At 59.2% G+C, this 12,138-nt stretch carries 11 protein-coding genes; 7 read left to right on the forward strand and 4 right to left on the reverse strand.

What is annotated here, in order from left to right:
* The first annotated feature begins 50 nt into the window (after nt 1-50).
* Complete coding sequence (locus tag CKA81_RS05480) at nt 51-638, forward strand: acyloxyacyl hydrolase (protein ID WP_164878349.1); 588 nt, start codon at nt 51-53, stop codon at nt 636-638.
* Between the two features lie 9 nt (nt 639-647).
* Here CKA81_RS05480 and CKA81_RS05485 read toward each other — a convergent pair whose 3' ends face one another.
* Genes CKA81_RS05485 through CKA81_RS05495 form a run of 3 tightly spaced genes read right to left on the reverse strand, consistent with a single transcriptional unit; the run spans nt 648 to nt 4,138 of the window.
* Nucleotides 648-1,454 carry an ABC transporter ATP-binding protein gene (locus CKA81_RS05485; protein ID WP_128354390.1) on the reverse strand — a complete coding sequence of 269 codons (807 nt, stop codon included), beginning with the start codon at nt 1,452-1,454 and terminating at the stop codon, nt 648-650.
* A gap of 1 nt (nt 1,455) precedes the next feature.
* Complete coding sequence (locus tag CKA81_RS05490) at nt 1,456-3,114, reverse strand: ABC transporter permease (protein WP_394342547.1); 1,659 nt, start codon at nt 3,112-3,114, stop codon at nt 1,456-1,458.
* Entirely contained in the window at nt 3,092-4,138 is a 1,047-nt protein-coding gene (locus CKA81_RS05495) for a Fe(3+) ABC transporter substrate-binding protein (protein ID WP_128354391.1), read from the reverse strand. The genes CKA81_RS05490 and CKA81_RS05495 overlap by 23 nt, the downstream gene beginning before the upstream one ends.
* A gap of 176 nt (nt 4,139-4,314) precedes the next feature.
* On the opposite strand from CKA81_RS05495, the gene CKA81_RS05500 reads away from it, so the two are divergent.
* The 6 genes from CKA81_RS05500 to CKA81_RS05525 all read left to right on the forward strand — a co-directional run bounded on the left by CKA81_RS05500 (nt 4,315) and on the right by CKA81_RS05525 (nt 10,485).
* On the forward strand, nt 4,315-5,091 hold the full coding sequence (locus CKA81_RS05500; RefSeq protein ID WP_128354392.1) for a ferredoxin--NADP reductase: 777 nt from the start codon (nt 4,315-4,317) through the stop codon (nt 5,089-5,091).
* A 99-nt stretch (nt 5,092-5,190) separates the two neighbouring features.
* Nucleotides 5,191-5,577 (forward strand): Rid family detoxifying hydrolase, encoded by a 387-nt coding sequence (locus CKA81_RS05505; protein WP_128354393.1) that lies wholly within the window; start codon nt 5,191-5,193, stop codon nt 5,575-5,577.
* A 23-nt stretch (nt 5,578-5,600) separates the two neighbouring features.
* Complete coding sequence (gene recG / locus CKA81_RS05510) at nt 5,601-7,679, forward strand: ATP-dependent DNA helicase RecG (RefSeq protein ID WP_128354394.1); 2,079 nt, start codon at nt 5,601-5,603, stop codon at nt 7,677-7,679.
* A 31-nt stretch (nt 7,680-7,710) separates the two neighbouring features.
* Nucleotides 7,711-8,667: a LysR substrate-binding domain-containing protein gene (locus tag CKA81_RS05515; protein WP_128354395.1), complete on the forward strand. Its 957-nt coding sequence runs from the start codon at nt 7,711-7,713 to the stop codon at nt 8,665-8,667.
* Between the two features lie 71 nt (nt 8,668-8,738).
* Nucleotides 8,739-9,257 carry a Dps family protein gene (locus CKA81_RS05520; RefSeq protein ID WP_128354396.1) on the forward strand — a complete coding sequence of 173 codons (519 nt, stop codon included), beginning with the start codon at nt 8,739-8,741 and terminating at the stop codon, nt 9,255-9,257.
* Between the two features lie 103 nt (nt 9,258-9,360).
* Nucleotides 9,361-10,485: a branched-chain amino acid ABC transporter substrate-binding protein gene (locus CKA81_RS05525; RefSeq protein ID WP_128354397.1), complete on the forward strand. Its 1,125-nt coding sequence runs from the start codon at nt 9,361-9,363 to the stop codon at nt 10,483-10,485.
* A 265-nt stretch (nt 10,486-10,750) separates the two neighbouring features.
* Here the strand turns inward: CKA81_RS05525 and CKA81_RS05535 are convergent, their stop codons facing one another.
* The gene (locus CKA81_RS05535; RefSeq protein ID WP_199287563.1) at nt 10,751-11,983 is read right to left on the reverse strand and encodes a GGDEF domain-containing protein; all 1,233 of its coding nucleotides are present in this window, start codon (nt 11,981-11,983) and stop codon (nt 10,751-10,753) included.
* Nucleotides 11,984-12,138: the final 155 nt, after the last annotated feature.

Here is a 12,138-nt window from a genome sequence, read left to right on the forward strand (position 1 = left end):
GGGCATAAAGCTTGCTTCTAGGCGTTGTCTCATCAAGCAGAGGAAGCATCATGACTACGCCCCGTTCCATCAAGCCCGCTCAGTGGGTTCATGTTGGCATACTTGCATTGGCCCTTGGCACCGGAAGCATGGCGGTCGCCCAGACGAGCACTGGTTCCGGCGAGCCAAACTTTTGGCAGGCGGGGCAGGGCGAAGGCTGGGGTGCAAGACTGGGCTATCACGACGACTACCGTCGACTGGGCCTGGTCTATGAGACCGCTCCGTTGTGGAGCCATCAGTCCAGTGGTGAATGGGGTCGTGTCACGCTGACGGCCGAACTGGGCGTCGCTTATTGGGATGCGCAGCACGGGCATCCCGATTCCCTGTGGCAAGTGAGCGCTACACCGATGTTGCGCTGGTGGCCTAATGAATTTTTCTATACCGAAATCGGCGTGGGCGTCAACGCCTTTAGTCGCACCAGCTTTGCCGACAAAGGACTGGGTTCTGCATTCCAGTTCGGCAACCATATTGGCGTAGGCGCGCTAATCGCAGATGCCCACCGTATCGGCTTGCGGTACTCGCATTTTTCCAATGCCGGCATCAAAAAGCCCAACGATGGCCTGGATGTATTGCAGCTGACTTATACCTATCAGTTCTAGGCGAACCGCTTATGCGCCGACCGCTATCGCGGTCGGGTGGGCTTCGCCGCGCAAGTAAGCCTGGGCGCGCTGCGCCATCAAGGCTTCGCGTTTGATGAAGTCGGACACGAAAGTGGTGGCCGGCCGGGTATGCAAGCCGTAAGGCGTATCCCACTGTACGATCTCGCCTTTCTGCATCACGCCGATACGGTCTGCGATGGCGAAGGCTTCGGCCTGATTGTGCGTAACCAGTACGGCGGTGTGGCCGGTCTTTTTAAGAATGTCGCGTACCTCGAACGCCAGGCGCTCGCGCGTATCGACATCCAGGTTGGAAAAGGGCTCGTCCAGCAATAGCAATTCCGGCTCGGGGGCGAGGGCGCGTGCCAGCGCGACCCGTTGCTGCTGCCCGCCCGACAATTCGTGGGGATAGCGGCGCTCTGAGCCTTCCAGCCCGGTTAGAGCAAGCAGCTCTTGTACGCGCCGGCTACGCCGGGGTTTGTCCCAGCGTCGCAGTCCAAAGGCGATGTTCTTCTCGACGTTCAGGTGCGGGAACAACGCGTAGTCCTGGAACATCATTCCGACATGGCGGTGTTCGGGCCGCACTTGTTGCCCCACCGTGGACAGCACTGTGTCACCCAGGCAAATGGTGCCAGCGCGCAAGGGCTCGAAGCCCGCGATCGCTCGCAGTACCGTCGTTTTGCCGCATCCAGACGCGCCAAGCAGGCATCCTATGCTGCCTTGCTCCAGGCATAGCGACAGTTGCTGGATGACCGGCACCACGCCGTCCGGCGTGTCATAAGCCAGGGAAATATTGTCGAGAGTCAGTTGATCGGACATATCAATAGTTGGTCTTGAATTGGGTACGAGCCAGGAGAATAACGGGCAGCAGGCCGGCCAGGACAATGGCCAGCGCAGCCACAGCGCCTTCCTCGTAAGTGCCGCGTGCGGCCTCGGCATATAGCCAGGTGGCCAAGGTGTCGAAGTTGACTGGCCGCAGCATCAGCGTGGCGGGCAGCTCTTTCATCGTGTCGACGAAGACCAGCAAGGCGGCAGCCCCCAGTGCAGGCCTTAACAAGGGCAGGTGTATGCGCCGCAAGGTGCCGGAGTGGGTTTCTCCCAGGAGGCGGGAAGCCTGTTCTATGGACGGCGGAATGCGGGCCAGGCCAGCCTCGATGCCGCCTATGGAGATGGCAAGAAACCGGATCACGTAGGCACACACCAGCGCCGTTGTCGTTCCCATCAGCAGCAGGCCCGGGTCGGGATTGCCCAGCGCTTGCCAGACAGCAGACGCGAAGCGATCGACCAGCATGATGGGCATCAGCAGCCCTATGGCCAGCACCGTGCCCGGAATGGCGTAGCCCGAGGTGGCTATCCTGGCATACACGCGCGACAAGGTCATGGAAGCACCGTTGCGCACACTACGGGCGGTCCAGGCGACTAACAGGCCGCAGGCCAGGGTGACCACCGTGGCAATCAGTGCGACACGCACTGTGTTGTAGCCGCTCATGAGCAGACTGTCCGATACGCCGCCCACGGTATGGAAATGCTTGAAGGTTTCGTTCAGCAGATACAGGCCGGGCGCAACGAAGCCGATAATAATCGGGGCCCAGCCCAGACCCATCGCCACCAGGGCGTGGCGTCCCGTCAAGCGTTGGGCTCGCATGGAACGGACCCGCTGCGTGCTTGCGTAGCGTTGGCGACGTCGGCCATATCGTTCCAGCATGATCAGTGCGACAACCAGCGCCAGCATGGCCAGCGCAATTTGCGACGCCGCGGCCAAATCGTTACGCGTTATCCAGGTGGTGTAGACCGAAACCGTTAGCGTCTGCACACCGAGGAACTCGGACGCGCCTATGTCGTTCAGGGTTTCCAGCAAAGCCAGGCTGACCCCGACCGCAATGGCCGGACGCGCCAGCGGAAGCGCGACCCGGAAAAACACGCTACGCGGCGATTCGCCCAGCACGCGGGCAGCTTCCAGCAGACTGGCGGCCTGGGTGCCGAACATGACCCGGGTGCTGAGATAAACATAGGGGTATAAGACGAAGCCCAGCAAAAATATGGCGCCGGGCAAGGAGCGCAGGTCGGGCAGCCGGAAGTCGCGAGGGCTATCGTAGCCAAGCAGGTCGCGGATAAGACCCTGCACCGGCCCGATGGGGTGCAGGATGTCCAGATAAGCGAAGGCGACGATATAGGTAGGCACGGCTAGCGGCAACAGTAAGGCCCACGACAAGGTATTACGTGTCGGGAAGTCGAACGCCGTGATCAGCCAGGCGGCACCCACCCCCAGACACGTCACCAAAACACCTACGCCTAACAACAGCAATGCCGTGTTGCGAAATGCCGTCGGAAGGACGTAGTCCAGCAGATGCGACCAATGGTCCAGCGAGCCTTGCATTGCAAGCCAAGAAAGCGTGATGACCGGAGCCATCACGCACAAGGCAATCAGAAATGCAGCAACCCGCCAGCCAGGATTACTAGTTGTTGAATCCAACTTTATCGACCAGTTCGCTGGCCTGCTTGCGATGCCGGGCGATTTCCGTAAGCGGCAAGGGATCTACCACCAGAGGACCGAAGCTTGCCACGACGGGATCCAACTGTATGCCTTCTTTGATCGGATACTCGTAGTTGGCGTTGGCATACATGGCTTGCGCCTTGTCCGACACCAGGTACTCGAGCAGTTTGACCGCATTGTCTTTGTTAGGCGCGTGCTTGGCCACTGCAGCGCCGGAGATGTTCACGTGCGTGCCGCGGCTTTTCTCGGCAGCGAAAGTAGGGCGTACGACCTTGATGGCGTCACCCCATTTGCGCGCGTCGGTGCCGGGCTCGGCGTTCTTCATGCGGCCCACATAATAGGCGTTGGCAATGCCAATATCGCAAATGCCGCCCAGAATGTCGCGCGCCACATCGCGGTCGCCGCCTGCTGCCTTACGGCCCAGATTGTTCTTGACGTTGCGCAGCCAGTCTTCGGTTGCCTCGACGCCGTTATGCGCGATCATGGCCGCGATCAGCGCGGTATTGTAGGGGTGCTGACCAGAGCGTATGCAAACCTTGCCTTTCCATTTGGGATCGGCAAAGGCTTCGTAGGTAATGGCGCTGACGTCCAGATCCTTGGCCACATAGGCCACGCGGTCGCGCAGCGACAAGGTGAACCATTGATCGTCCTGGCCGCGCAAGTTGGCGGGAATGGTCTCTTTGAGTACTTTTGAGTCTACCGGTTGCGTGATGCCGGCTTCGACCAGGTCGAGCAGGTTGCCGATATCGACCGTCATGAGGACGTCGGCGGGAGATTTATCGCCCTCGGCCTTGACGCGCTCGATAAGACCGTCCTTGACGAACACCGTGTTGACGTTAACACCGGTGTCTTTCGTGAATTCTTCCAGCAATGGCTGGATAAGCTTGGGCTCGCGCGTGGTGTACAGACTGACGTCCGCTGACCATGCAGCAGACGAAAGGGTAGAGACGGCAGCGAAGCCGACGAACAGCATTGAACGAAGCAAAGGCCGCAACTGTTGTGCGCGCATCTGGTATCTCCAGGGAAGGGCTAAAATAGAGCCAGGCATGTAAAATGCCTGAATGGAAATGATTATCATCTCGATAACCGAAAGATAGCAGACTCCGGACAACTATTCAACACGAATCGACACTTCGACGGCTCGTTTAGAATCACTTAACGGCTTACGCTCAACTTTAGAGACTCATGGCAGCTTTCAATACCGAACAAGTCCTTAGCGTTCATCACTGGAACGATTCCCTCTTTTCATTCAAGACCACGCGCGACCCGGCGCTGCGGTTCCATAATGGGCACTTCGTGATGCTGGGCCTGGAGGTCAACGGCAAGCCCTTGATGCGCGCCTACAGCATCGCCAGCGCCAATTACGAGGAAAACCTGGAGTTTCTCAGCATCAAGGTGCAGGACGGTCCCCTGACTTCGCGCCTGCAGCATCTGCAGGAAGGCGACACGGTGCTGATCAGCAAGAAGCCGGTGGGTACGCTGGTGGCCGATGACCTGAAGCCGGGCAAGCATCTTTACCTGTTCGCTACAGGCACCGGGTTGGCGCCATTCATGAGCATCATCAAAGACCCCGACGTCTACGAACGGTTCGAAAAAGTCGTCCTGGTGCACGGCGTGCGCTTCAAGAGCGAGCTGGCTTATGCCGACTTCATCCAGAACGAATTGCCCAACAATGAGTATTTCGGCGAGGTCGTGCGCGAGAAGCTCATTTACTATCCCACCGTCACGCGCGAACCGTTCAAGCACCAGGGCCGCATCACCCATGTGGTCGAATCTGGACAATTGTTCAAGGATATCGGCCTGCCGCCGCTGGATCCTGCTGTCGACCGTGCCATGCTTTGCGGCAGCCCCCACATGTTGGCCGACACCAGCGCCATGCTGGAAAGCAGGGGCTTTGTCGTATCGGCGGGCGTAGGCCAGCCGGGCGACTACGTCATCGAGCGGGCCTTCGTCGACAAGTAAATAGCCGACCGGGGCGCCGTCCATCGCGGCACCCCTTTTAATTATGGCTATAGATGATTACACTCTGATAGTTGTTTTTATGACTAAACAGAGAGCATCATGTCCAAGCAAATCATTCATACCGACGCAGCACCCGCCGCAGTAGGCCCGTATTCGCAGGCTGTAGCGGCCGGCGCCGGCAAAACCGTTTATCTGTCTGGTCAGATTGGGCTGGAGCCAGCCACCGGAGAACTCGTGTCCGAGAACTTCGAAGGACAGGTCCGCCAGTCGTTCGCCAATATGCAGGCCGTTATTGAAGCCGCAGGCGGCACCTTGGAAAGTATCGTGAAGCTCACACTGTTCCTGACCGACCTTTCCAAGTTCGCCAGCGCAAACGCCATCATGGCCGACATCATCCCCCAGCCCTTTCCGGCACGCTCGACCATCGGCGTTTCGAGCTTGCCCAAGGGTGCGCAGTTCGAGGTGGAAGCCATCATCGTAATCTAGCCGGGGCAGCACAGGTAAATTGCATGGCGACTGCCAGGAAAGTGCGCCACCCGGCCGCTACGGGCGATAAAGCGACCTCGCTTGTCGAGCGCAAGCTGCAGGCTTTGGGTTTGCGCGAGCCGGGCGATTTCGTGGTGCATCTGCCCTTGCGGTACGAGGACGAGACGCGGATTGTGCCGATCGCCTCGTTGTATGCCGGCGTGCACGCTCAGGTCGAAGGCGAGGTCATGCATAGCGAGGTGCAGTTTCGTCCGCGCCGGCAACTGCATGCGACCCTGCGGGACGACAGCGGCGAGCTTGCCTTGCGCTGGCTTAACTTCTATCCCAGCCAGCAAAAGCAGATGGAGCCTGGTCGACGCCTGCGGGTGCGAGGCGAGGTCCGCCATGGCTTTCATGGGGCCGAGATGGTGCACCCGCGCGTTTCGGTCGCTGGCTTGCCGCTGCCAGAAGCGCTGACGCCGGTGTATCCCACCACCGATGGCTTGACGCAGGCCTCCTTGCGCAAGGCCATCGATCAGGCGCTGCAGACGGCTGATCTTTCGGATACGCTGCCCGACGACATATGCAGCCGTTATGGCTTGATGCCGTTCGGCCAGGCCATACGCATGTTGCACCATCCACCTGCCACCGTCTCTTATGCGGACCTCATAGAAAGAGGGCATCCGGCATGGTCGCGCATCAAGTTCGACGAACTGCTGGCCCAGCAGTTGTCCCTGGCTGCTGCCCGCGCGGCCCGGCGGCGGCAGCGCGCCAAGCCGCTTGCCGTTGCACAGGGCGATCTGGTACAGGGGCTGCGTAACAGCTTGCCGTTTGCGCTGACCGCTGCGCAGCAGCGCTGCATCGACGAAATTGCCAGCGACCTGGGGCGCAGCTTTCCCATGCATCGCTTGCTACAGGGGGATGTGGGCAGCGGCAAGACCATTGTTGCGGCTTTCGCAGCCGCCCAGGCGATATCCAGCGGTTGCCAGGTGGCCATCATGGCGCCGACCGAGATCCTTGCCGAGCAGCATTTCCAGAAACTGGTCGGCTGGCTGGAGCCCCTGGGGGTGCAGGTAGCATGGCTTACCGGCAGCCTGACGCCCAAGGCGCGGCGGCTGGCGGCCGAAGCCATAGCATCGGGCCATGCGCAACTGGTCGTTGGCACGCAGGCGCTAATACAAGACAAGGTGCAGTTTGCCGATCTGGGCCTGGCCATTCTGGACGAGCAGCATCGCTTCGGTGTGGGACAGCGCCTGCAGCTAAGCCGAAAGGGCGAGCACGAAGCGAATACAGGCGGGCTTATTCCCCACCAGCTGAACATGAGTGCCACACCCATCCCCCGCACGCTGGCCATGACGTTTTTCGCGGATCTGGATGTATCGGTCATCGACGAGCTGCCACCGGGACGCAGCCCGGTACTGACCAAACTGATCTCCGATACGCGGCGCGACGATGTGCTGGGCAGCGTGGTCACGGAAGTGCGGTTGGGCCGCCAGGCATATTGGGTGTGCCCCTTGGTAGAGGAAAGCGAAGCCTTGCAACTGCAAACCGCAGTGGACACGCATGCGCGCCTGGCTGCCGCCTTACCGGATCTGCGGGTGGGGCTGATACATGGCAAGCTGGCTCCGGCCCAGAAGCAAGAGGTCATGCAGGCCTTTCGAGATGGCCAGACAGATTTGCTGGTAGCCACCACGGTGATTGAAGTCGGGGTGGACGTGCCCAACGCCTCGCTCATGATCATCGAGCACGCCGAACGTTTCGGGCTGGCGCAATTGCACCAATTGCGCGGTCGGGTAGGGCGGGGCAGCCAGCAATCCATCTGCGTGCTGATGTACCAGGCGCCGCTATCGGCCATTGCACGCCAGCGGTTGCGGGCCATGTACGAAACATCCGACGGTTTCGATATTGCCAGGCGCGACCTGGCCTTGCGCGGGCCAGGTGAGTTCCTGGGCGTGCGGCAGTCCGGCCAGGCGCTTTTGCGCTTCGCGGACCTGGAAACCGATGCCTTGATTGTGGAACAGGCGCAAGAAGCCTTGCAGGAATTGCGCAAGCGCTATCCCGATCATGCCAAAGCGCATTTGCAACGCTGGATGCGCAACCGACAGGACTACCTGCGCAGCTAAGCCCGCGCAAGACCATAGCCGAGATACCGAAATGACCCTCACAGAACTCAAGTACATCGTAGCCGTTGCCCGCGAACGGCATTTTGGCCGGGCGGCGGAAGCCTGCTTCGTCAGCCAGCCGACCTTGTCCGTGGCCATACGCAAGCTGGAAGAAGAGCTGGGCGTGGTGCTGTTCGAACGCGGCGGCACGGAAGTCGGCATTACACCCATCGGCTTGCGTGTGGTCGCGCAAGCACAGCGCGTGCTGGAGGAAAGCGCCAACTTGCGCGAGATCGCGCGGCAAGGCCATGATCCCCTGGCGGGGCCGCTGCGCGTGGGCGTGATTCACACCATAGGCCCGTATCTGCTGCCGCGCCTGGTACCCACGCAGATCGAGCACACACCGCAGATGCCTTTGTTGCTGCAGGAGAACTTTACGGCCCGATTGCTGGAGCTGTTGCGGCAGGGCGAGATCGACTGCGCCATCGTGGCGCTGCCACTGCCCGAGTCGGGCCTGATGATGCAAGAGCTATACGACGAGCCCTTCCTCGTGGCGGTGCCCACGCATCATGCCTGGGCCGGCAAGAAAGAAATCAATGCCTCGCAGCTTAAGGACGAGACCATGCTGCTGCTGGGCAGTGGCCATTGTTTCCGTGATCAGGTGCTGGAAGTATGCCCCGAGCTATCGCGATTCTCGGCCTCCAGCGAGGGCATACAGCGCACCTTCGAGGGCTCGTCGCTGGAAACCATCAGGCATATGGTGGCCGCGGGTATCGGGGTTACCGTACTGCCGACCAGCGCCTTGTCCATGCCCGGCCTGGAAAACAACCTGCTGAGCTACATCCCCTTCAATAAGCCGGTGCCCGACCGCCGCGTCGTGTTGGTATGGCGCAAAAGCTTTCCGCGACCGACCGCCATCGAGGCACTGATCGAAGCGATACGGGCCTGCGCCTTGCCTGGCGTCAATTACCTGGACTACAGCCCCGAAAGCGTCGCGGCGCCGGCCTGAACTCGCGGCGTTGCAGCGCCGACGCATGGTATTCTGGATAAACGGATTCCTACATTACCTCGGAGGTCTACATGGCAAAAGCAAGCAAGCTGGACAAAACCCTGAAGTCAGTCGCAAAAGGGTTGCCTATCGACATAGGACTTTCAGAAAAAGAGCGCGCCACGGTCACTGCTGAACTATCGAAGATGCTGGCCGATTCGTACACCTTGTACCTGATGACGCACAACTTCCATTGGAACGTCACTGGCCCGCTATTCAATACCTTGCACCAGATGTTCATGGACCAGTACACAGAGTCGTGGCAGGCACTGGACAGCATCGCCGAGCGCATACGCGCGCTGGGCAATTATGCGCCCGGCACCTATGCCGAGTACGCGCGTCTTTCCTCCATCGCCGAGCCAACTTCAGTGCCCACCGCCGAGGAAATGATAGAGATGCTGGTCAAGGGCAACGAGGCAGTGTGCAGGACGGCACGCGCCGCGCTGAAGAAAGCCGACTCGGTCAGCGACGAGCCCACAGTCGATCTATTGACGCAACGCCTGGACATCCACGAGAAGAACGCCTGGATGTTGCGCAGCCTGCTGCAATAAGCCCCCAGCCTCCTGAAGACGCCTAGCGAAAACCCTGAAAACGGCCGGTGTCATGGCCCATTCTTTCGGTGTTATGCTTGGCTGCGTACTTTCAGGAGGCTATATGAAGATTCGATTTACTCCCGTTGCAGCCGCCATCGGCCTGGCTGCCGGCATGCTGTTTTCCACAGGCGCGCTGGCCGCCGACACCATCAAGATCGCCATCGCAGGGCCCTTCACCGGGGCACTGACGCAATACGGCACCATGGTGAAAGAGGGCGTCGACACCGCCATCGAACAGATCAACGCCGCCGGCGGCGTGCTGGGCAAGCAACTTGAAGCCGTCACCATCGACGATGGCTGCGAACCCAAGCAAGGCCCAGTCGTTGCCAACCGCGTCGTCAATGACGAGATCAACTATGTAGTCGGGCACGTGTGCTCGGGCGCCACCATCGCCGCCACCAACGTCTATAACAACGAAGGCGTCGTCATGGTCACCCCGTCGGCCACCTCGCCAGCGGTCACCGATGGCAAGAACTACGACATGATCTTCCGCACCATCGGGCGCGACGATCAGCAAGGCCCAGCGGCCGCCAAGTTCATTATCGAGAAGATCAAGCCTCAGTTAGTCGCCGTGCTGCACGACAAGCAGTCGTATGGCCAAGGCATTGCCAGCTCGGTCAAGAGCGAACTGGAAAAGGCAGGCGTCAAGGTTGCGATGTTTGAAGGCATCAACGCCGGCGACAGCGATTACTCTGCCGTGATCACGAAGCTGAAGAGCTCGGGAGCAGACTTCGTTTACTACGGTGGCTACCATCCCGAAATGGGTCTGTTGCTGCGCCAGGGTGCAGAGCAGGGCGTGCAGGCGAAGTTCATGGGGCCTGAGGGCGTAGGCAATCCGGACATTAATGCGATTGCAGGTGGTTCAGTGGAAGGGATGCTGGTGACTTTGCCGGCAGACTTCACTAAGGATCCTTCGAACGCGGCGATTGTTAAGGCGTTTACTGACAAGAAGCGCGATCCTAGCGGTGCGTTTCAGTTGACGGCTTATTCGGCTACGACGGCGATTGCTGAGGCGATCAAGGGTGTGGGCGAGGATGATCCAGTCAAGGTAGCCAAGTATTTGCATGCCAATACGATTGCCACGCCGATAGGCAAGATCTCCTGGAACAAGCAGGGCGACCTGAATGATTTCAAGTTTGACGTGTTCACTTGGCACAAGGATGGCAGCAAGACTGTTTATCAGTAAACGGTCGTTATTCTGCTAGATGGTAGAAGCCCACTGGAGTGATTCGGTGGGCTTTTTGGTTTTGCGTTCTTATGAGCGGCTCCAGGTATGGCGCGCGACGCGGGTCGATGATGAGTGGGGGGCTTGCTCTGAACATGTTGGCAAAGGCGTGTCAGAAATGCGGATTCACCATGGGCCGAGCTATCGCGTCTATCTTGTACAACACGGAATAGAAATTGTGATTTTGCTGGCTCGTGTCAAAGCACTGTCCAGCGAACGCGCCCGTTTAAGCGGGGTGGCCTTTAGCAGTAGCCACCGTAGTATTTCCAGCTGAACTACACCCTGCTGAATTATTGTCGGCAATATTGGCCCATTCGATCCGATTGCGCCCTGCCGCTTTTCCTCTATAGAGAGCCGCATCGGCTTGTCGAAGCGCGTCCCCCATGCCTTGTGCGCCATAGAAATGAGGTGAGATCCCAATGGTGACGGTGCAGGACACCAGATGACCCGAACCAGCAATTCTGGCCGCTTGGCTTTCAACGTTGGCCCGCAGACGCTCAGCCAGAAGCATGCCACCCTCGGCGTCGGTTTCCAGGCAGATGACCACGAACTCTTCTCCACCAATGCGGGCTGTCAGGTCGCCCCGACGTACTGTGGCGCGAAGTAAAGTTGCAATGTGGCATATGACTTCGTCGCCGGCTTGGTGACCATGCGTATCGTTGATTCCTTTAAAGTGGTCGACATCCACCAGCATTAGGTAAGCAGGCGCGGCATTCCGGGCATCGAAGTAGCGTTCCACCGCCTCTTGAATCCCTCTGCGATTGAGCAGGTCTGTCAGGGGGTCGCGTGCGGCCATGTTGCGCAGGTTGTCTGTCAGACGCCGCAGTACCAGCCAGACGATAGAGGGCGGCACGATGGTGGCCAGGGTAGACATGTAGATGTAGAAACTCATTTGAAAGCGGTTGTCCATGTGCAGCGCGTCCAGGCCGCCATCTACAATTTTCAAGAACTTCAACGCGTTCAGAACGCAAATGCCTCCAATCAAAAACGCGAAGAAAATCATCTCTCCACGCAGGTCTTTTGCAAAAGTGCGCACACCATAGATGACGGCGATTACCATTGCAAAGAAAAGCATGGTGGCCGTGGCAGCAAGCATTGCATAACGTGCGGCGGGCCCAGCGCCCCACTGCACCAAGCACTGTGCAATGCCATAGACGATGGCAAATAAAATCAACCAACGCCACAGCCGAACCGGACGCCCAAAGAAACGCATGGCGCCAAGGCAATAGGCGATTGGTGCAGCAAGCGTGAGGATATGGTTGGCTACGCTCATCAGGCTCCAGGCCGGACCACCTTCAATCAGTTGAAGGATATAAGCCGACGCCAGCAGAAGGTTACCAGCGGCAAAAAAATCCATACCCATCCTGTTGCCAGGCAGGCGTCGACTGATAAGTAAAAACATGCCCGAAAAGCACAACAAGTGTGCGCACAGCATGCCGACAAGAGTGGATGCGACCATAATATGAACGTCGAAGGGGGAAGCAGAATCTCTGTACTGTTGGAGCTAGGCCGCAGCCAGCGGGCCGACTGGGCCACATGCATCAGAATATCCGAGCCTATGCCTGGGCTAATCTACAAGCTGGGCAGCGCATGAGAGTAACAGACTGTTATGAA

This window comes from Pollutimonas thiosulfatoxidans (assembly GCF_004022565.1).
Lineage (GTDB): Bacteria > Pseudomonadota > Gammaproteobacteria > Burkholderiales > Burkholderiaceae_B > Pusillimonas_D > Pusillimonas_D thiosulfatoxidans.

Bases quoted from the DNA above. Each gene is read 5' to 3' on its own strand.
- CKA81_RS05480 (WP_164878349.1), top strand. From the start codon at position 51: ATGACTACGCCCCGTTCCATCAAGCCCGCTCAGTGGGTTCATGTTGGC.
- CKA81_RS05485 (WP_128354390.1), bottom strand. From the start codon at position 1,454: ATGTCCGATCAACTGACTCTCGACAATATTTCCCTGGCTTATGACACG.
- CKA81_RS05495 (WP_128354391.1), bottom strand. From the start codon at position 4,138: ATGCGCGCACAACAGTTGCGGCCTTTGCTTCGTTCAATGCTGTTCGTC.
- CKA81_RS05500 (WP_128354392.1), top strand. From the start codon at position 4,315: ATGGCAGCTTTCAATACCGAACAAGTCCTTAGCGTTCATCACTGGAAC.
- CKA81_RS05505 (WP_128354393.1), top strand. From the start codon at position 5,191: ATGTCCAAGCAAATCATTCATACCGACGCAGCACCCGCCGCAGTAGGC.
- recG (WP_128354394.1), top strand. From the start codon at position 5,601: ATGGCGACTGCCAGGAAAGTGCGCCACCCGGCCGCTACGGGCGATAAA.
- CKA81_RS05515 (WP_128354395.1), top strand. From the start codon at position 7,711: ATGACCCTCACAGAACTCAAGTACATCGTAGCCGTTGCCCGCGAACGG.
- CKA81_RS05520 (WP_128354396.1), top strand. From the start codon at position 8,739: ATGGCAAAAGCAAGCAAGCTGGACAAAACCCTGAAGTCAGTCGCAAAA.
- CKA81_RS05525 (WP_128354397.1), top strand. From the start codon at position 9,361: ATGAAGATTCGATTTACTCCCGTTGCAGCCGCCATCGGCCTGGCTGCC.
- CKA81_RS05535 (WP_199287563.1), bottom strand. From the start codon at position 11,983: ATGGTCGCATCCACTCTTGTCGGCATGCTGTGCGCACACTTGTTGTGC.